We start from the raw sequence: 19,619 nt of genomic DNA, 5'->3' as shown, positions 1-19,619 counted from the left end.
GCGGGAGCAAGCTCCCTCGCCACAGTTGCTCCCTTGCCACAATCAGCCAAGGACTTCTATGTCGCGTCGCATCTCACCCGTCATACCCGGCTTCGGGCTGACGCTGGGCTACACCCTGGTGTACCTCAGTCTGATTGTGCTTATACCCCTGGCGGCCATGTTCGTGCATGCCGCCCAGCTCACCTGGGAACAGTTCTGGGCGATCATTTCGGCGCCGCGAGTGCTGGCGGCCCTGAAGCTCAGCTTTGGCACCGCGCTGTACGCCGCGATCATCAACGGGGTGATCGGGACGTTGCTGGCCTGGGTGCTGGTGCGGTACACCTTCCCCGGTCGCAAGATCATCGACGCGATGATCGACCTGCCCTTCGCCCTGCCCACCGCCGTGGCCGGTATCGCCTTGACGGCGTTGTACGCGCCGACCGGCCTGGTCGGCCAGTTCGCCACCGACCTGGGTTTCAAGATCGCCTACACCCCTTTGGGCATCACCCTGGCGCTGACCTTCGTGACGTTGCCGTTCGTGGTGCGCACGGTGCAGCCGGTGCTCGCTGATATCCCCCGTGAAGTCGAAGAAGCCGCCGCGTGCCTGGGGGCCAAGCCGTGGCAGGTGTTCCGCCACATCCTCGTCCCGGCGTTGCTGCCGGCCTGGTTGACCGGCTTCGCGCTGGCGTTTGCCCGTGGCGTCGGCGAGTACGGCTCGGTGATTTTCATCGCCGGCAACATGCCCATGAAAACCGAGATCCTGCCGCTGTTGATCATGGTCAAGCTCGACCAGTATGACTACACCGGCGCCACGTCCATCGGTGTGCTGATGCTGGTGGTGTCCTTCGTCCTGTTGCTGCTGATCAATTTGCTGCAGCGGCGCATTGAAACCCCATAAGGAGGCGCGAACATGTCCCAATCGTCCATTGCCGCCGCTTCCACCAATGCGGCCCGTCGCGGCAGCGCGACCTCGCGGCGAATCCTGATTGGCCTTGGCTGGCTGATTTTTGCACTGTTCCTGCTGCTGCCCCTGTTCATCGTCGTGTCCCAGGGCCTGAAGCTCGGCCTGGGGGCCTTTTTCAGCGCGATCTTCGAACCCGACGCGCTGTCGGCGCTCAAGCTCACGGTGATCGCCGTGCTGATCTCGGTGCCGCTGAACCTTGTGTTCGGCGTCAGCGCCGCGTGGTGCGTAAGCAAGTATTCGTTCCGTGGCAAAAGCATGCTGGTGACGCTGATCGACCTGCCGTTCTCGGTGTCGCCGGTGATCGCCGGCCTGGTCTATGTGTTGATGTTCGGCGCCCAGGGCCTGTTCGGACCGTGGCTGTCGGATCACGACATCCAGATCGTGTTCGCGCTGCCGGGCATTGTCCTGGCGACCATCTTCGTGACGGTGCCGTTCGTGGCCCGGGAATTGATCCCACTGATGCAGGAGCAGGGCACCCAGGAAGAGGAGGCCGCGCGCCTGCTGGGCGCCAATGGCTGGCAGATGTTCTGGCATGTCACCGTGCCGAACATCAAGTGGGGGCTGATCTATGGCGTGGTGCTGTGTACCGCCCGGGCCATGGGCGAGTTCGGCGCGGTGTCGGTGGTGTCCGGGCACATTCGCGGGGTGACCAACACCCTGCCGTTGCACGTCGAGATCCTCTACAACGAATACAACCACGTGGCCGCGTTCGCCGTGGCGAGCCTGTTGCTGATCCTGGCGCTCTTCATCCTGCTGCTCAAGCAGTGGAGCGAAAACCGAATCAACCGCCTGCGCGCCAGCGCCGCGGAGGAATAAGTCATGTCGATCGAAGTTCGTAACGTCAGCAAGAATTTCAACGCGTTCAGGGCACTGGATGACATCAGCCTGGACATCCAGAGCGGTGAGCTGGTGGCGCTGTTGGGCCCGTCGGGTTGTGGCAAGACCACGCTGCTGCGGATCATCGCCGGCCTCGAGACTCCGGACCAGGGCAACATCGTGTTTCACGGCGAGGACGTTTCCGGCCACGACGTGCGTGATCGCAATGTCGGTTTCGTGTTCCAGCACTACGCCTTGTTCCGCCACATGACGGTGTTCGACAACGTCGCCTTCGGCCTGCGCATGAAAGCCAAGGGCCAGCGCCCGACCGAAAGCCAGATCGCGACCAAGGTCCATGAGTTGCTGAACATGGTGCAACTGGATTGGCTCGCCGACCGCTACCCCGAGCAACTGTCGGGCGGCCAGCGCCAGCGTATCGCCCTGGCCCGCGCCCTGGCCGTGGAGCCCAAGGTGTTGTTGCTCGACGAGCCCTTTGGCGCGCTCGACGCCAAGGTTCGCAAGGAGCTGCGCCGCTGGCTGGCGCGGCTGCACGAGGACATCAACCTGACGTCGGTGTTCGTGACCCACGACCAGGAAGAAGCCATGGAAGTCGCCGATCGGATCGTGGTGATGAACAAGGGCGTGATCGAGCAGATCGGTTCGCCAGGCGACGTCTACGAGAACCCGGCCAGCGATTTCGTCTATCACTTCCTCGGTGATTCGAACCGCCTGCACTTGGGTGAGGACCAGCACGTGCTGTTCCGCCCCCATGAGGTTTCGCTGTCGCGTTCGGAACTGGAAGACCATCACGCCGCCGAGGTGCGCGATATCCGGCCACTGGGCGCCACCACGCGGGTGACCTTGAAGGTGGAAGGCCAGAGCGAGCTGATCGAAGCCGAAGTGGTCAAGGACCACGACAGCCTGGTGGGCCTGGCGAAGGGCGAGACGTTGTTCTTCAAGCCGAAGGTCTGGCAGAAAGTCGCCAGCCTTTAAGCGCTTGGCGAGCAAGCTCGCTCCCACGATGGACCTGAGGTGGCCGCTCATCGCGCCGTCACCACAGTTCCTTCTGTGAGCGCGAGCTTGCTCGCGAAGACGACTTCACCTTCACCCCATTCAAATCTGAATAACCGCGCGCAGTCTTGCGCCGATCGGTTCTACCCCCAAGCGTCTCCCTACCTAGACTCTGATGGGCCAGGAGGCGTTGTAAAGGTCCAATGACGGGCCGGTGTTATCTCCTGGTGTCTTGATGCCAAGGAGAGAAAGCATGAACAGTGACCTGGATAACTTCATCGGCCTGTCATCGGCCCTGACCGGTATTCCCTGCGAGCGATTGGCGCCGGCGATCGATCCGATGGGCCTGCCGCGTATCTTCCTCGAGTTCATCACCCCCCGCGTCACGCCCGAAGTGCTCGACACCCTGTTGACGCAGTACGCCCGGATGGCGGCCGAACGCCGGCCGGCGGGTCAGATTGCCCAGGCCGTGTTGATGAACGGATCGCGCCCGGCCGTCACCCGGCCCGCACAGGCCGCGCGTTCGATCATGAAGTTGTGGCTGCTGGGCGTCTGGTACCAGCCTTATGCTGCCGGGCTCCACCAGCCGACCGATTCGACGGTGGTGTCCGACCAGGCGTACATCCAGAGCTGGGCCTGGAAAATTGCCCAGGCCCGTCCCAGGGATTACAGCGAAGTCACGCTCGGCCGCTGGGACCTGCCGTCGGCCCATCGGCCCTCGCGCGCAGGCCTTGTACCTCGCGACCCCGAGCCTGGCCTCGGCCAGCGCTAGGGGTTGGGCCTCAGGCGGCCGAACGTTGCTGACGCACGGCCACCGGTCCGGCACGTTTCTCGATGGCGTGTTTCAGGTCATGCCTCAACCCCAGCAGGAACCCTGCCTCCGCGACCACGAACAACGGTCCGACGATCAACCCGGTGAGGTCATCGACGAACGCCGGTTTGCGGCCCTCGTAGTAATGGCCGACGAACTGGATCACCCAGCCCACCACGAACATTCCCAGGCCACTGGCCAACCACACCGAGGTGCTCTGGGCGGCCAGGAATTGGCCGAACCATACCGCCAGGCCCAGCAGCACGGTCATCAGCACCCCCAGGCGCAGTTCCAGGCGCAGGTAGAACCAGGCACTGGCGATGGCCACCAGCAGCGCCGGCGAGACCAGGACCGCACCCACTGGCCAGCCTGGCCGCGACAGCAGCACGGCCACGGCGACGAAGATCAGCGGAATGCCAATGAAATGGCTGGCGATGTTGCGCGGGTCGCGGTGGTAGGCGGCGTATTGACTGAGATGATCGACGAGGCTTTTCATTGTTGTTCCTCCTGAGGTGATGCCTGCATGATGCCCAGGTTCGACGCGGCGTTCTGTCAGCTAGCCGACACTTGTCCCGGAGTCTCCATGAATTCGCATCCCTGGCACTCGCACCTGATGGCCGGCCACTGGTACAGCCATCTGCCCGTCGAGTTGCAGCATAGCCTGCTGGACATGTCGCGGGTGCGCCGCGTGCCGGCGGGGCATGCGTTGTTCCGGCGCGGCGACCCGCCCTGCGGGTTGTACGCCGTGCTGGAAGGCGCGGTGCGGGTCGGCTCGGTGAGCGAGCAGGGCAAGGAAGCGCTGCTGAGCGTTATAGAGGCGCCCCACTGGTTCGGCGAGATCTGCCTGTTCGACGGTCAGCCACGCACCCACGACGCGGTCGGTGTCGGGCACTGTACGCTGCTGCATTTGCCTCAGGCACCATTGCTGGCGTTCCTGCAGGCACAACCGATGTATTGGCGGCACCTGGCACTGCTGATGAGCCACAAGTTGCGCCTGACTTTCATCAACCTCGAACACCTGAGCCTGATGCCCGCCCCGGCCCGCGTGGCCCATCGCCTGCTGCTGATCGCCGAAGGCTACGGCGAAATCGAACCGGCCCGCCGGGTCCTGCAACTGCCCCAGGAACAACTGGCGCTGATGCTCTCGCTGTCGCGCCAGACCACCAACCAGATCCTCAAGGACCTGCAGGTCCAGGGCATTCTTCACCTCGGTTATGGCGAGATCGAAATCCTCGACATCGAACGGTTGCGGGCGCTGACGGCGCCTTGAACGCCGCTCTGTCTGTTGACGGGCCTGGCCCCTTCGCGAGCAAGCCCGCTTCCACAGGGGGATCTGTGCCTGGCAAAAATCTCATGTGGGAGCGGGCTTGCCCGCGAAGGGGCCAGATCAATCGCCGCAAACGCTAGCGCAACCCCTCTCGAAACTGCCCGGGCGTCATCCCGGTCCAGCGTTTGAATGCGCGGCTGAAGCTGCTGGTGTCGGCAAAGCCGAGCAGGTAGCTGACTTCGCTCAGCGAGCAATGCGGGTCGCGCAGGTGCAGCAGCGCCAGGTTTTCGCGACATTCGTTGAGCAGCGCGTCGAAGCGGCAGCCTTCGTCGGCCAGGTGCCGTTGCAGGCTGCGCAGGCTCAGGTGCATGGCTTGGGCGATGCGTTCGGCGCTGGGTTCGCCTTCGGGCAACTGGGCCTCGATGGCCGCACGCACCTTGCGCTCCCACGTCAGTGGCTTGAGCTGGGCAAGGGTGCGTTCCAGCACCGCTTCGTTGTGTTCGGCCAGCTCCGGATTGGCGTCGTCCAGGTGGCTGTCGAAATCATTGAGGTCGAACTCCAGGCAATCCTGGGCGGCGGCGAAGTGCACGGGGCAACGCAAGACCTTGTGCCAGGGGCCAGGATCTGCCGGTTCCGGGCGCCGCAGGTACACCGCCAGCGGTGCGTAGTCGCGGCCCAGTCGGTTGCGGCAGGTGCGCACATAGATCGCGACGAACGCGTCGATGGCTTCGTAGGCCGGCGCCGGATTGCACGCTGGCACATCGAGGCTGAAGCGGTAGCGGTCTTCGCCGCGGCTCAATTGCAGGGTCAGGGCGTCGCTGACCACCGGGTGATAGCGCACGATCCGCTCGAACACTTCCCGCAGGCTGCCGCTGGCGACCAGGGCATAACCCAGGGCGTGAAACGTGGTGGGGCTGACAAAGCGCGACACGCGCAGGCCGATCGCCGGGTCGCCACTGGCCTGTACCGCCAACGCCCACAGACGCGTCGTCGCCGAGAGCGGGTAACGGGCGTTCGGGTCGTCCATCCATTGCGGGTCGAGGCCGGCCTCCAGGCACAAGGCATGGCTGTCCAGGCCCAACGCATCGAGCTGTTTGCGCAGGGCGCGGGTCCAGCTGGCGAGTGAGGTCGGTTCAGGCATGACGATTGGCGCTTGCGGTCAACAGGTTGGCGTATACGGCTACCACCCCATGGGACAACGCCCGGCAGGATGAGCACATCGATAACTAGAGGATGTAAGCCATGCACGGCCGTTGCGCAAGTCCCGAGCGATTGAATGCACAAGAACGATCCGCCCATATTCGCCAGGTGGTGTTGGCCCATGGCGAGCACTTGCGCCAGCGTTACCCGATCCTGCGGCACCAGGATGCGATCGGCGCGGGCATCCTGGCGTTCGCCCTGGCGGGAATGATCGGTTCGGCGCTGCTCTATCTCAACGGCGCGCTGCCCGGATGGGCGTGCCTGCTACTCAACGCGTTCTTCGCTTCGCTGACCCACGAGCTGGAGCATGACCTGATCCACAGCATGTACTTTCGCAAGCAACGCCTGCCTCACAACCTGATGATGGGCCTGGTGTGGCTGGCGCGTCCGAGCACCATCAATCCGTGGATCCGTCGCCACCTGCACCTGAACCATCACAAGGTGTCCGGCAGCGAGGCCGACCTCGAGGAGCGCGCGATCACCAACGGCGAGCCCTGGGGCTTGGCGCGGTTGCTGATGGTCGGCGACAACGTGATGTCGGCCTTCATCCGGCTGTTGCGGGCCAAGAGCTGGGCTCACAAGCGCGGCATCCTCAAGCGCACGCTGAAGGTCTATTTTCCGTTGGCGCTGCTGCATTGGGGCGCCTGGTACGTGTTCCTCGGCTTTCACGGGGCCAATGCCGTTGCGGGCCTGCTCGGCGCCTCGATCGACTGGTCGGCGGACACGCTGGCGGTGATGCGGGTGATCGACATCGCGGCAGTGGTGATCATCGGCCCCAATGTGCTGCGCACCTTCTGCCTGCACTTCATCAGTTCGAACATGCATTACTACGGCGACGTCGAGCCAGGCAACGTGATCCAGCAGACCCAGGTGCTCAATCCCTGGTGGCTTTGGCCTTTGCAGGCGTTCTGCTTCAATTTTGGCAGCAGCCACGGGATCCATCATTTCGTGGTGAAAGAGCCGTTCTACATTCGCCAGCTCACGGTGCCGGTGGCCCACAAGGTGATGCGCGAGATGGGTGTGCGGTTCAATGATTTCGGCACCTTTGGCCGGGCGAACCGGTTTGTGCGGGAAGAGGGTGTGGCGCGGGAGGAGGTGAGTGCGGCCCAGGTTTGAGACGCACTACTTCAGGGACAAACACAGAACCTGTGGCGAGGGGATTTATCCCCGCTGGGCTGCGCAGCAGCCCCTTTGACCTGCCGTCTCGTAATGTCAGGCTTGATTGCGTTCAACCTCTTTGGGGCCGCTGCGCGACCCAGCGGGGATAAATCCCCTCGCCACAGGTGCATGTAGGGCCTGAAGAATGAGTTAGAACCGATAACTCACCGTCGCCGCCACATTGCGCTCCTCACCCAGGTAGCAATAGCTCAGGCTGGCGCACGAGGCGACGTAGTTTTCGTTCGTCAGGTTGTTCGCATTCAGGCGCACATCGACCCCTTTGAGCCCGACCTTGCCCAGGTCATACCCCACCGAGGCATCGAACAGCGTATAGGACGGCACCTTCGTGGTGTTCTCCGCGTCGGCCCAGCTGTAGCCGACATAGCGCACGCCACCGCCCAGGCGCAGACCGTCGAGCGCGCCGCTGTCGAACCGGTAGTCGGCCCAGAGCGAGGCCATGTGCCGCGGCGCCTGGGTCGGTGAGTTGCCTTTGTTTTCGATGATGTCGGTGGCGCTGCTGAGGGTGCTGATCATCGACTTCGAGTATTCGATATCGGTAAAGGTGTAGCTGCCCAGCACCTTGAGCTGCTCGGTCAGTTGCAGGTGCGCTTCCAGCTCCAGGCCCTGGGAGCGCACGGCCCCGACGGCGCGGTAGAAGTTTTCCTGGGGCAGCTTGGTCGCCAGGTTCTCCTGGTCGATGCGAAACAGCGAGGCCGTGTACAGGTCATCGGTGCCCGGCGGCTGGTATTTCAAGCCCAGCTCCCATTGCTTGCCGTCAGTGGGTGGCAGTGGGTTGCCGGCGCTGTCGGCGTAGGAGTTGGGGTTGAACGACTCCGAATAGCTGATGTACGGGGCCAGGCCGTTGTCGAACAGGTACAGCGCACCGGCGCGACCGGTGAGCTTGGTGCGCTTGTCGTTGATCTCGGTGCCTTGCGGGCGACCGGATTCGGCGATGCGGTTTTCATCGGAGGTTTCGACCCAGTCCTGGCGCAGGCCCAGGGAAAAGCGCCACTGGTCCATTTCGATCAGGTCTTGCAGGTAGACGCCGGTCTGCTCCAGGCGCCGCAGGTAGCTGGTGGGACTGAAATAGGTAATGGCGGCGTTGCCGTAGGTCGGATCGAAGGCGTTGATCGGGGCCAGGCTGCCGCTGGTCCAGTCGACCACGGTCTTGCGGCGTTGGTAGTCGGCACCCATCAGCACGGTGTGTTTCGTCGCGCCGGTAAAGAACTCGGCTTGCAGCATGTTATCGACGATGAAGGCGTGGAGTTTTTCCTCGGCGCCGCTGTAGTAGCGGTTCAGCTCGTTGCTGGTGGGGGTGGTCCAGCCGTAGGCGTAGACCTGGTCGTTCTTGACCTCCGAATCCAGGTATCGGAAGTTCTGCCGCGCCGTGAAGACGTCGTTGAAGCGATGTTCGAACTGGTAGCCGAACGACTGCTGGTCCCGTTCATACCCATCGATGCCCGGCTCGCCCTCGAAAAAGTGTTCGGAAATCCGCCGGCCGTTGCGCGAGTGCAATGTGCCGTCGGCCGGCATGCCGCCGTGGTAGCCGCCCTCCGGGTCATGCTGCAGGTAGGCCTGGAGTGTCAGCGAGGTGTCTTCGCTGAAGTCGATGTTCACCGTGGGGGCGAGGGCGAAGCGCTTTTCCTTGTTGTGGTCGAACTGGGTGTCGGAGGTGTCCGCCAAGCCGACCAGGCGATAAGTGATGCGTTTGTCGTCATCCACCGGGCCGGTGAAGTCAAAGCCCATGCCGCGCTGGCCCTGGGTGCCGACCGTGGCCTGGACCTGGCGATAGGCTTCGTACAAGGGTTTCTTGCTGGTGAGGGCCACCAGGCCACCGGGGGAGCTGCGGCCATAGAGCACCGAGGACGGTCCCTTGAGGATATCGACCCGCTCCAGGAAATACGGGTCGATCTGTATGGAACTGTAGGTCCCGCTGTCGCCCATGGATTTGAGGCCGTCGAGGTAGATGTTGTCTACCGAGCCGTCGTTGAAACCGCGCATGGCCACGTAGTCGTAGCGATGAGTCGCACCGTAGGGGTTGGTCAGTACGCCGGGGCTATAACGCATGGCCTGGGACACGGTTTGCGCGCCCTGGTCGTCCATTTGTTCGCGGGTAACCACGGACACGCTTTGCGAGGTTTCCCGCAGGGCGGCGCTGGTTTTGGTGGCAACCTGGCTGTGGGTGGCGTTGTAGCCTTCCATGCTGCCCAAGGCGTTGCCCAGCGCGAAACCCTTGATGTCCGTGGTGGGCAGTTCCAGGGCGTTGTCGGCGGGCGCGGCTTGCAGCACGTAGCTGCTGCCGTCCTGGCTGACCGCAACCAGGCCCGTTCCGCTGAGCAGGTGGCTCAGGGCCTGGTCGGGCGAATAGTCGCCCTTGAGTCCGGGCGATTGGACGCCGCTGGTGTGGGTCGGCGTGCTGGCCAGGGTGATGCCGGCCTGGCGGGCGAATTGATTCAAGACCTCGCTCAGCGGGCCAGCCGCGATGTTGTAGCGCTGATGGCTGGCCGTCACGCCATGGTCGGCGGCGACCGCCAGCAGCGGCAGGGCGCCGACGCCCAGCACGGTGCAGAACAGCGCGGCGTGGACCGCCTGGCACAACAGGCCCGGTTGCGCGCGCAGGCCTAAGGAATTGCGGTGAAGTAAGCGCTCAGTCATTGTGGGTTCCATTGAAGTCGCTGAAGGCAGATAAGCGTTGCTTACTGTCCTAGCCGGACACCGGCTCGAAACCCGCCAAAAAAAATCAAGCCAGCCGTTCCACCGTGACCCACCACCGGGTTCGGTAGCGTATCTGCACCGGCAGCGTACGGGGCAGGACCGCCAGCAATGTGTCGGTGTCCTCCAGGCGAAACACCCCTGACAGGCGCAGGTCGGCGATGGACGGCGCGCACTTCAGCAAGCCCGGGCGGTAGCGGCCCACCTCACTGAGAAAGTCCTCCAGGCGCATGTCGCGCGTGACGATCAAGCCGTCCGCCCAGGCACTGGTGTCCATGTCCAGCGAGGCCGCCAGCGTCGTGGTCGACGGGGTGAGCACATAGCTTTGCCCGGCAGTCACCTGGAGGGGCGCACCACTGCCGCTGGAGTGGGAACGGATCGCCACCGTGCCGCGGGTGACGCTCAAGCGCGTGCAGTCGCTGTCCTGGCGTACGACGAAGCGCCCCTCGACGGTCTCGAACAGACCGTGTCGGCTTTGTACCCGCAAGGGCCGCGCGGTGTCGCGGTTGCAGGTGAGCATGATTTCCCCGCGCACCAGGGTCACCCAGCGATGGTCGGCGTTGAAATCCAGGTTGGCGGCGCTGTGGGTATTGAGTTCGAGGCGGGAGCCGTCCGGCAGTTGGAAGCCGCGGCGTTCGCCCGTGGCGGTGGCGAAGTCGGCGCTCCAGGGTTGCCATGGCGACGTTTTGCCCAGCCAGGCGACACCACCCACCAGCACGAGGCCCGACAGCAGCTTCAGGGCCTGGCGGCGAGCGAGGCGCTGGGCGCTGTTTTCCAGGGTGTCGAGGGCCGTGTGGACGCCGGGCACTGCTCGCAGGTTCGTGGTCAGTTCGCTGTGCAGCGATTGCACCCGTTGCCAGGCCCGTTCGTGCGCCGGGTCGGTCGCGCGCCAGGCGTCGCATTGTCGGCTCAGGACAGGATCGGGGGCGTGGTTGCGCAGGCGCAGCAACCAGTTGATCGCTTGCCTGACGACCTGTTGCGACGGATCACTGGGGCGGGGGGTGTCCAGTGGTTCAACTTTCATAGCGCAACACATAGCAGTGGTACAGCGCATCGGCGACATAACGCTCCACCGATCGCAACGAGATCCCCATCTGTTCGGCGATCTGTTTGTAGGTCAGGCCCTCGCACTGGGCCAGCAAAAAGGCCTTGCGCACTTTTGGCTTGAGGCCTTCGAGCATCCGTGCGATGGCTTCCAGCAGTTCCAGAATCAAGGCCTGGGCTTCGGCCCCCGGGGTTTCGGCGGGCGGCAGGTGGGCAATGGTTTCAAGGTAGGCGCGCTCGATTTCTTCCCGGCGCCAATGATCGATTACCAGGCCATGGGCGATGGTGCGCAGGAACGCCCGCGGGGCCTTGAGCTCCAGGCGTTCGCTGCGTTGCAGTAGGCGCACGAACGTGTCCTGGGCCAGGTCCGCCGCATCGGCGGCATTGCCCAACCGGGTGCGCAACCAGGTGTTGAGCCAGCCGTGATGATTGCTGTAGAGCGCCTGAACTGCAAACTCGGGAGACGACATGAACGCGACGGGCCTGGTATCACAAATGATAATAGGTCGCATTGTCATCATGGTCCGATGAATTTGCAACCACCGTTCGCCCCGCCATGGCCTTCCGTCGCCCATTTCTGTTAAGCGCTCATTTTTTTCAGGCGTTGGCCGACAGCCTGATATGTGTGCACCAAAGTGGAGCGGACCACCTGTCCTGCCCGCGCTGTTACATGGATTGTTGCAACCGGAATGCACCCCCACTCCCTGCATAAGAAGCCTCGTCGATGAATCTGAAGTTCAGCCACAAAATCCTTCTAGCCGCCTCCGGTGTGGTGGTGCTGGCGTTTGCCCTGTTCACGTTCTACAACGACTATCTGCAGCGCAACACCATCGGCCGTAGCCTTGAATCCTCCATCGCACAATCCGGCGACCTCACGGCCAGCAGCGTCCAGAACTGGATGAGCGGGCGCGTGCTGGTGCTGGAGAACCTGGGGCAGAACATCGCGCACCAGGGGGCTGCCGCCGACCTGGCGGGGCTGGTTGACCAACCGGCGCTGACTTCCAATTTCCAGTTCACCTATGTGGGCCAGGCCAACGGGGTCTTCACCCAGCGGCCCGACGCCAAAATGCCTGACGGCTACGACCCGCGCCAGCGCCCTTGGTACAAGCAGGCGGTGACCAGCGATAAAACCATGCTGACCCCGCCGTACTCGGCCGCCGTCGGTGGCCTGGTGGTGACCATTGCCCTGCCGGTGAAGAAAAACGGTGAACTGCTGGGCGTGGTGGGCGGCGACCTGAGCCTCGATACCCTGGTGAAGATCATCAATTCGGTGGATTTCGGCGGTATCGGCCATGCGTTCCTGGTCAGCGGCGACGGTCAAGTGATCGTCAGCCCGGACAAGGACCAGGTGATGAAGAACCTCAAGGACATCTACCCAGGCACCCCGGTGCGCATCGGCAAGGGCATCCAGGAAGTCGAGCTGAACGGGCAGGACCGGATTCTCTCGTTCACCCCAGTCACCGGCCTGCCGGGCGCCGAGTGGTACATTGGCCTGTCGATCGACAAGGCCAAGGCCTACGCGCCGCTGAGCCAGTTCCGTACCTCCGCATTGATCGCGATGTTTGTCGCGGTGGCGGCCATCGCCTTGCTGCTGAGCCTGCTGATCCAGGTGCTGATGCGTCCATTGACCACCATGGGCCGCGCCATGCAGGACATCGCCCAGGGTGAAGGCGACCTGACTCGCCGGCTGGTCGTGCAGGGCAAGGATGAGTTCGCGGTACTGGGGGGCTCGTTCAACCAGTTCGTCGAGCGTATCCATGCCTCGATTAGCGAAGTGTCTTCCGCTACCCGCCAGGTGCACGACCTGTCGCAGCGAGTGATGAGCTCGTCCAACGCTTCACTCGTGGATTCGGATGAGCAGAGTGCTCGCACCAACAGCGTGGCGGCGGCCATCAACCAGTTGGGCGCCGCCACCCAGGAAATCGCCCGCAACGCCGCCGATGCCTCGCAGCAGGCCAGTGGTGCCAGCGAACAGGCCGACGATGGTCGCCAGGTGGTGGAAAAAACCATCCAGGCCATGACCGAGCTGTCGCAGAAGATCAGCCTGTCGTGCACCCAGATCGAAACCCTGAACGCCAGCACCGACAACATCGGCCACATCCTGGACGTGATCAAGGGCATTTCCCAGCAAACCAACCTGCTGGCCCTGAACGCGGCCATCGAAGCGGCCCGTGCCGGTGAAGCCGGGCGTGGTTTTGCGGTGGTGGCCGACGAGGTGCGCAACCTGGCGCACCGCACCCAGGAGTCGGCGGAAGAGATCCACAAGATGATCACCTCGCTGCAAGTGGGCTCCCGCGAAGCGGTGACCACCATGAACGCCAGCCAGGCCTCCAGTGAAGAAAGCGTCGAAGTTGCCAACCAGGCCGGCCTGCGGCTGGTCAGCGTGACGCAGCGCATCGGCGAGATCGACGGCATGAATCAATCGGTCGCCGCCGCGACCGAGGAACAGACCGCCGTGGTGGAAACCCTCAACATGGACGTCAGCCACATCAACCTGCTGAACCAGCAAAGCGTGGCCAACCTCAATGAAACCCTGAGGGACTGCGACGCCCTGTCCCAACAGGCCAATCGCCTGAAACAGCTGGTAGACAGCTTCAAGATCTGATCCACCGCATCGTCGGATCGCCGCTCGGAGCTGGCTCGCTCCCGCAGGGGATTGGGGGTGGACCCGGATCTCGGATCTACCCCGGAACCAGTTGTGGGAGCGAGCTTGCTCGCGATAGCGTCAGTCCAGCCAGCATCACCACCACTGATCCATTGCCATCGCGAGCAAGCTCGCTCCCACAGGAGATGGTGGCCTGGGGTTATTTGAACATCGCCTGTACGTTCCCCATCGCTTCATCGGCGAAGCCTTGCAGGAAGTCCCTGAAGCCCAACGGGGTGTGGGCGTCGGTGTGGTCGGCGATGATGGTCCAGGTGGCGCGGCAGCGGTTGTCCGTCAGGGGGTCGACGCGCATCGCCGCCCACAGGTTGTCGATGCCCAGGGTGTTGTAGATCAGTGTCCAGGTCATGTGCATGGCCTGGTCGTCGCGGCTGTTGAGCTGCTCCACCACCAGGTTCTGCCCATCGGCGAAGAACTTCTTGCGCAGCGACCTCTCGCCCTCGCCCGTCATTTCGATGCGCGCCAGCGCCGGGATGAAACGGTTGAAGCCGCCAAAATCACCTACCACGTCCCACACTTGAGCGGCAGGGGCCGCTACGTCCACCGAGGTTTCGACCTGGCAGGCGTGGGGGTTCTTGATCAGGGTGTCGGGTTGTAATGCAGTCATGGTCTTGCTCCTTGCGTGAGTGAGGGTGGTTCAAATGAAATCGATGGCCTTGAGGTACTCGGCGCCGCGCCGTAGCAGGGCCGGGGATTTTTCCGGGTAGCGCGCGCCCATCTGCCGCACACCGGTGCGGGCGTTGTCGTGGCGGATCAGCGAGATATCGCCGATGTCTTCCTCGAACCCGTTGAGGTAGAACCCCAGTACGCCGAACAGCGCGTTGTCGGCATCGACCCGGCCCAGTTGCCGTTGCCAGTCGGTGACGCTCACCAGGGAAAACTCCCGGCCGCTGTCGCGGAACGACGCCACGTAGGCATCCCAGCTCAACGGCTCGGGGTTGTGCAGGTTGAACACCGCTTGCGCCGGCTGGTAGCGGCTGGCGTGGAAAGCGATGAAACGGGCCAGGAAGTCCACCGGCATCAGGTCGAAATTGAGCGATAGGTCGGGCACCTGGCCGAGCTGGATCGAACCCTTGAGCATCAGCATCAGGCGGTTTTTGTGGGGCTGGCAGACCCCGGTCAGGCTGTTGAAGCTGATGTTGCCGGGGCGAAACAGGTTGACCCACACCCCACGATCCCGGGCCCGTTGCAGGATCCGTTCGCCGACCCACTTGGACAGGTTGTAGCCGTTCTTGATGTAGATCGGCGGCGTGGGCGCGGCGGGTTGTTCCAGCACCTGGCCGTTGGCATCCAGGGCGCTGGACGCCGACAGCGTGGAAACGAAGTTGAAGATTTTCTTACTGCGCCCCTCGCACAGGCGCAGGCATTCGAAAATCGGCTCCACGTTGTCCCGCGCCAACGACTCGTAGTCGAGCACGTGGTTGACGTGGGCGGCGTTGTGCACCAGCGCGCCGAACGTGCGGTCGATGCGGGCGTAGACGTCGTCCGCCAGGCCCAGTTGCGGTTGGGTGATGTCGGCGGCGTAGACGCTGACGCGGCTCAGGTCCAGGTGGGTCAGGCGGTTGTCCTGCAAGGCCTGGGAAAAACGTTGCGCCGCACTTTGCCCGGCAGACGCGCGCACAAGGCAGGCGACTTCGGTGGCGCCCCAGGCCAGCAAGGCTTCGACGATGTGCACCCCGAGAAAACTGTTGGCGCCGGTCACCACGACTTTGTGCACGTCACCGCACTGGCTGATGGGCAGCGGGTCGAGGTTGAGCTCGGCTTCGGCGTCAATGAACGCCTGGGGACTGAGGGTCGACGTCTCGTGTTGTTCGGGGCTGTCGAGCAATTTTGCCAAGGTCAGCAAGGTGGGTGCCTCGATGAACCGGTTGATCGACAGGCTGCGCCCGAACGTCTGGCGAATGCTCAGCAACAGTTGCGACAGCAGGATCGAATGCCCGCCCAGGTTGAAGAAACTCTCATCCGTCGCGATGTCCTCGGCCGGCACCTCCAGCAGCTCGGCCCACAGTTGGCGCAACTGCGTTTGCAGCGGGGTCTGAGGTTGTCGTCGCTGGCCGCCGACCTGGACCTGCACCGACATCGCGAGCAAGGCGCGGCGATCCACCTTGCCGTTGCTGGTGTAAGGCAGGCTCGGCAGTTCAACGTAGGCCGCCGGGTGCATGTAGCTGGGCAGCGAGTCTTGCACATGTTCGCGCAGGGCCTGGAGCGCGGCGCCGGGGCGGTCCTCCTCGGGATGAACCAGGAAGGCCAGGATCCGTCGCCGCTCATCCACGCCCACCGCCACCTGGCGAAACAACTGGCGCTCGCGCAGGCAGTGTTCGATTTCCTCTGGCTCGACCCTGAAGCCGCGAATCTTCACCTGGTTGTCCCGGCGGCCGCAGAGCTCGATGCCGGCGGCGGTCCACTGAGCGATATCACCGGTGCGATAGACCCGCACCGTTTGCCCGCCGGGCAGCGCCAGGTCGAGGTAACGGGCGGCGGTCAGCGTCGGATCGTTGAGATAACCCAGGCCGACCCCCGGCCCGGCGATGTAGAGCTCGCCGGGCGTATCCTGGGGTACCGGTTGCAGCTGCTCGTCCAGGATCAGCACCCGAGCGTTGGCGATGGGCACGCCCAGGTTGCGGTTGCTGTCGCCGACCGCGAATGGCCGGGTGGTCACCAGCACCGTGGTTTCGGTCGGGCCATAGATGTTGTGGAACGCACATTGTGGGGCGAGACGTTCGATCACGAACGGCTCACAGACATCGCCGCCGGTGATCAGGTGCGACAGGCCCAGGGGCTCGTCGAGGGGCATCACGCTCAACAGCGCCGGCGGCAGGAAGGCATGGGTGACCTGCCGGGCGTGCATCAGCATGACCAACTGCTGCGGATCGCGGCGTTGGTCTTCGCTGGGCACCACCAGCAGGGCGCCGCGGATGAACGTTGGCAGGATATCCAGCAGCGATGCGTCAAAGTTGATGGTGGAAAACTGCAACGCCCGGCTGTCGCGCTGCAACCCGACGTAATCGCCGTACCAGGCACAGAAATGGCTGAGGTTGCGATGGCTGAGCAAGACGCCCTTGGGCTGGCCGGTGGTGCCGGAGGTGTAGATCGCAACGGCCGGCTCGTCGCCGTCCACCACGCGGCGGATCAGCGAGGTCGGCAAGCCTGGCTTGAGTGCCGGCAAGCGCAGCACATCCAGCGTCGGCAGCGCGAGCTCGCCCAGGTCACTGTCGCCGGCGTGCAACAGCAGGTCTGCCTGGGCGTTCTCCAGGATGAAGCGCCGACGTTGTGCCGGGTGTTGCGGGTCCAGTGGCAAGTACACCGCGCCGCAACCCAGCACCGCCAGAATCGCTGCATACAGGTGTGCGGATTTGGGCAGACATACCGCAATCACCTTTTGCGAGCTAGGCTGGTGAGAGCAAGGCTTGCCCGCGATAAACGATGACTTGGTCTGGTTGGGTACCGCTGTGTCTGTATCGCGGGCAAGCTTTGCTCCCACAGGGCTGGATTGCCCTGGGTCTGCATGTTCCAACCGCTCCAGCAGCGCCTGCTGCAGCCTCAGCGTCAGGCCGCGCAAGGCCTTGTAGTCGATGCATTGCCCATCGACCCACAGGGCCGGTTGCGTCACGTCGTCGAGCATGCGCTGTTCGATGTCGTGCATCACCGGCACGTCGGCGGCGGCCAGCAGCCAGGGCACCGGCGGCCGATTGAAAGGGTGCTCGAAAGCCAGCGGCTCCAACGCATCGAGCCCGTGCAGCGGCTCGGCAACTGCATTGTCCTGCACCAGGGGCCAATGCTCGAAGCAGGTTTCATCCCGCGAGAACTGACTGACCAGCTGCGCCAACTGCTCGACCACCACCGCCTGCGTGCGCAGCCGCAATGACTGGCCATTGCCGCAGCGTTGCGGGGCGATTGTCTCCTGGCATAACACCCGCTGGTCGCCGTCGCGAATAATCACGGTCGGTTGCGGCAAGGGGTCACCGGGCAGCGTGCGCAGTGCCACGCGCACCTCAAGACGCATACGGGTTTGAACGGCGCACGGCTGCGTACCGTCGTCAATCAACAGGTCGAGCGCGGCAGGGACGGCCGATGTGTGCAGATCCACCACACCATGGCCGTGCAGTTCCAGTTCCTTGGCCAGTTCGGCCATGGCCTGGCTGCTGCCAGGCACTGCAATGTCGAGGCGTCTCATGGAAAGGTCCTCATGGGGTCAGGTAATCGGCGAGGGCATCGCGCACGCAGGGGGACGCGAGCATCGAGCTGCCGCGAAAGAACCGCGTGATGTTGCCCACCAGTGGATGGAAGCGATTGATGGGGTAGGCCAGTGCACTGGCGTCCTCACGCAGTGCCTGGCGTACCGACTCGTCGACGGGCAGGTGGGCGATCAGCTCGAAATCGAACGCCTGCTGCAGGTCGCTCGCCAGGTACTCGGCGATGAAGCCGGGCATCAAATGCGCGATCGCTTCACGGTCTTCCTCGGGCGCGGTGCGCCAGTACATCTGCACCAGCCGTGTCCAGAACCCCGAATGCCGGCCCTCATCGAGCAAGTGGTCGGCCATCAGCCCCTTGATCGAAGCCTTCACCGAATCGTCCCGGGCGAAGGCCGCGACTTCGTTGGTCACCGTGTTTTCGGCAATGGCGATGCAGATCAGCTCCACGGCGCTGAGCAAATGTTCCGGCGCCCGGGCCAGGGTCGCCGGTATCGCCCGGCTCAGCTCGATCTGCCCCGGCAACGGGATCGGCGCGATGCCGGTCATGTCGATGGTCTGTTGCATGAAGTCCATCGCCACCAGCGCGTGATAATCCTCGTCCACCACCACGGTCATCGCGTCGTAGCGGCACGGGAACGGGAACTCGATGCCGAAGCGATTCTTGGCGATGCGCCGGGCGGTGTGGTCCACAAGCTCGGTCTCGAAAATCACCACGTCGTTGATGAACTTGTACAGGCTCTGCACCAGCACGAAATCGCGCAGGGGCGCACAGTGGCTGAGAAAGGTCTGGCTGTGCACCAGCGGTTGGCGGCTCATGGGGAAGATCAGCTTGTCGTCGTCCTCGACCCGCCGGCGTGGCCGCGTGCGGATCGTGGCGCGGCTTTCCCAGGCGTCGGCGAACGATTGGTAGGCGAGGGCGTTCATAGGGTCACCTGCGCGGCCGGTTGGCTCATGCTTTCGCGCAGGCCGTCCCACAGGGCCGCGCGGCTGTGCACGGCGGCGAGTGCGGCGGCCAGCACTTCGGTTTCGCGCTGCGGATCGCCGTCGATCAGCCGCGCCAGCAGCTTCTCCGCGGCCGGGCCGTGGTCTTCGGAGTCGACCTCGATGTGGCGTTGCAGGTAGTAGCGAAAGGTGGGTGCCTGGTCCAGGCCAATGCCCCAGGCGTCCAGCATGCGTTGGAACATCTGCGGGATGACGCTCTCGCGGCCATGCACGAATGCGGCGGCCACACTGTGGGCCGGCGCATGCAGGGCGGTGTGCAGGGTCTGGCGAACGAACCGTGCCGCCGCCGGTTCCACTTCGACGCTTTCCAGCGCGGTTTCGGGGCTGACGCCTTCCTGTTGCAGGGTGATGAATCGCTCGATCGCCCGGGTGTCCGCGCCCACTTCGCGCATGGCGTCCAGGTACAGTTCGAAATGGCTGCAATAGCCCGCTCCAGGCCGATCATCCGACTCTTCGCCCAAGACGATTTCGTTGATCAGGCGAGCCGAATGTGGGTCGGCCGGCGGCAGCCAGGGCAGATGCACGCAGGTCAGTTCCCGTTGCAGGCGCTTGGTCAGGGACATGAAGTCCCACACGGCAAATACGTGGCTTTCCATAAACCGGCGCAGCAGATCAATTGATGTTATTTCGGAAAAAACCGGGTGTTGGCCAAGTTCGTGTTTTTTCAGAGATAGTTGTTCTTTGGTTGGCTGCATTGGAACGTCCTCATCAATGATATTTGTCCGGCAGGTGGCTCGAGTTTTTATATAGGCGAGCGGGTGCCTGAACCGGAATCCATGAATTACCCAAGTGGCTCAAGC

The 19,619-nt window shown here is 63.7% G+C and carries 16 protein-coding genes; 7 read left to right on the top strand and 9 right to left on the bottom strand.

What is annotated here, in order from left to right:
- The first annotated feature begins 58 nt into the window (after nt 1–58).
- The 4 genes from VM99_07225 to VM99_07210 all read left to right on the top strand — a co-directional run bounded on the left by VM99_07225 (nt 59) and on the right by VM99_07210 (nt 3,542).
- Entirely contained in the window at nt 59–877 is an 819-nt protein-coding gene (locus VM99_07225) for a sulfate ABC transporter permease (protein AKJ97864.1), read from the top strand.
- A 12-nt stretch (nt 878–889) separates the two neighbouring features.
- Complete coding sequence (locus tag VM99_07220) at nt 890–1,759, top strand: sulfate ABC transporter permease (GenBank protein ID AKJ97863.1); 870 nt, start codon at nt 890–892, stop codon at nt 1,757–1,759.
- 3 nt (nt 1,760–1,762) lie between these two features.
- Nucleotides 1,763–2,752, top strand: a complete 990-nt coding sequence (locus tag VM99_07215) for a sulfate ABC transporter ATP-binding protein (protein ID AKJ97862.1) — start codon at nt 1,763–1,765, stop codon at nt 2,750–2,752.
- Between the two features lie 271 nt (nt 2,753–3,023).
- Complete coding sequence (locus tag VM99_07210; protein ID AKJ97861.1) at nt 3,024–3,542, top strand: sorbitol dehydrogenase; 519 nt, start codon at nt 3,024–3,026, stop codon at nt 3,540–3,542.
- Nucleotides 3,543–3,552: 10 nt separating this feature from the next.
- On the opposite strand, the gene VM99_07205 is transcribed toward VM99_07210, so the two are convergent.
- Nucleotides 3,553–4,077 carry a membrane protein gene (locus tag VM99_07205; protein ID AKJ97860.1) on the bottom strand — a complete coding sequence of 175 codons (525 nt, stop codon included), beginning with the start codon at nt 4,075–4,077 and terminating at the stop codon, nt 3,553–3,555.
- 87 nt (nt 4,078–4,164) lie between these two features.
- On the opposite strand from VM99_07205, the gene VM99_07200 reads away from it, so the two are divergent.
- The gene (locus tag VM99_07200) at nt 4,165–4,851 is read left to right on the top strand and encodes a Crp/Fnr family transcriptional regulator (GenBank protein ID AKJ97859.1); all 687 of its coding nucleotides are present in this window, start codon (nt 4,165–4,167) and stop codon (nt 4,849–4,851) included.
- Nucleotides 4,852–4,984: 133 nt separating this feature from the next.
- Here VM99_07200 and VM99_07195 read toward each other — a convergent pair whose 3' ends face one another.
- Nucleotides 4,985–5,989 (bottom strand): AraC family transcriptional regulator, encoded by a 1,005-nt coding sequence (locus VM99_07195; GenBank protein AKJ97858.1) that lies wholly within the window; start codon nt 5,987–5,989, stop codon nt 4,985–4,987.
- A 101-nt stretch (nt 5,990–6,090) separates the two neighbouring features.
- Between VM99_07195 and VM99_07190 the strand changes: the two genes are divergently transcribed.
- Complete coding sequence (locus VM99_07190) at nt 6,091–7,164, top strand: fatty acid desaturase (GenBank protein AKJ97857.1); 1,074 nt, start codon at nt 6,091–6,093, stop codon at nt 7,162–7,164.
- Between the two features lie 192 nt (nt 7,165–7,356).
- Here VM99_07190 and VM99_07185 read toward each other — a convergent pair whose 3' ends face one another.
- From VM99_07185 to VM99_07175, 3 genes are all read right to left on the bottom strand, one after another.
- Nucleotides 7,357–9,861 carry a ferrioxamine B receptor gene (locus VM99_07185; GenBank protein ID AKJ97856.1) on the bottom strand — a complete coding sequence of 835 codons (2,505 nt, stop codon included), beginning with the start codon at nt 9,859–9,861 and terminating at the stop codon, nt 7,357–7,359.
- An 85-nt stretch (nt 9,862–9,946) separates the two neighbouring features.
- On the bottom strand, nt 9,947–10,942 hold the full coding sequence (locus VM99_07180; GenBank protein AKJ97855.1) for a peptide ABC transporter substrate-binding protein: 996 nt from the start codon (nt 10,940–10,942) through the stop codon (nt 9,947–9,949).
- The gene (locus VM99_07175) at nt 10,932–11,432 is read right to left on the bottom strand and encodes an RNA polymerase sigma factor (GenBank protein ID AKJ97854.1); all 501 of its coding nucleotides are present in this window, start codon (nt 11,430–11,432) and stop codon (nt 10,932–10,934) included. The genes VM99_07180 and VM99_07175 overlap by 11 nt, the downstream gene beginning before the upstream one ends.
- Nucleotides 11,433–11,686: 254 nt before the next feature.
- On the opposite strand from VM99_07175, the gene VM99_07170 reads away from it, so the two are divergent.
- Nucleotides 11,687–13,567 (top strand): chemotaxis protein, encoded by a 1,881-nt coding sequence (locus VM99_07170; GenBank protein ID AKJ97853.1) that lies wholly within the window; start codon nt 11,687–11,689, stop codon nt 13,565–13,567.
- Between the two features lie 199 nt (nt 13,568–13,766).
- Here the strand turns inward: VM99_07170 and VM99_07165 are convergent, their stop codons facing one another.
- Genes VM99_07165 through VM99_07150 form a run of 4 tightly spaced genes read right to left on the bottom strand, consistent with a single transcriptional unit; the run spans nt 13,767 to nt 19,514 of the window.
- On the bottom strand, nt 13,767–14,231 hold the full coding sequence (locus VM99_07165) for a polyketide cyclase (protein ID AKJ97852.1): 465 nt from the start codon (nt 14,229–14,231) through the stop codon (nt 13,767–13,769).
- A gap of 30 nt (nt 14,232–14,261) precedes the next feature.
- Nucleotides 14,262–17,798 carry a peptide transporter gene (locus VM99_07160; GenBank protein ID AKJ97851.1) on the bottom strand — a complete coding sequence of 1,179 codons (3,537 nt, stop codon included), beginning with the start codon at nt 17,796–17,798 and terminating at the stop codon, nt 14,262–14,264.
- A gap of 10 nt (nt 17,799–17,808) precedes the next feature.
- The gene (locus VM99_07155) at nt 17,809–18,741 is read right to left on the bottom strand and encodes an aminobenzoate oxygenase (GenBank protein AKJ97850.1); all 933 of its coding nucleotides are present in this window, start codon (nt 18,739–18,741) and stop codon (nt 17,809–17,811) included.
- A complete protein-coding gene (locus VM99_07150; protein AKJ97849.1) occupies nt 18,738–19,514 on the bottom strand; it encodes a mangotoxin biosynthesis-involved protein MgoB in 777 nt (258 codons plus the stop codon). The genes VM99_07155 and VM99_07150 overlap by 4 nt, the downstream gene beginning before the upstream one ends.
- Nucleotides 19,515–19,619: the final 105 nt, after the last annotated feature.

The organism is Pseudomonas chlororaphis, from assembly GCA_001023535.1.
GTDB classification, from domain to species: Bacteria; Pseudomonadota; Gammaproteobacteria; order Pseudomonadales; family Pseudomonadaceae; genus Aquipseudomonas; species Aquipseudomonas chlororaphis_E.
This window is presented reverse-complemented; position numbering and strand designations above follow the sequence as displayed.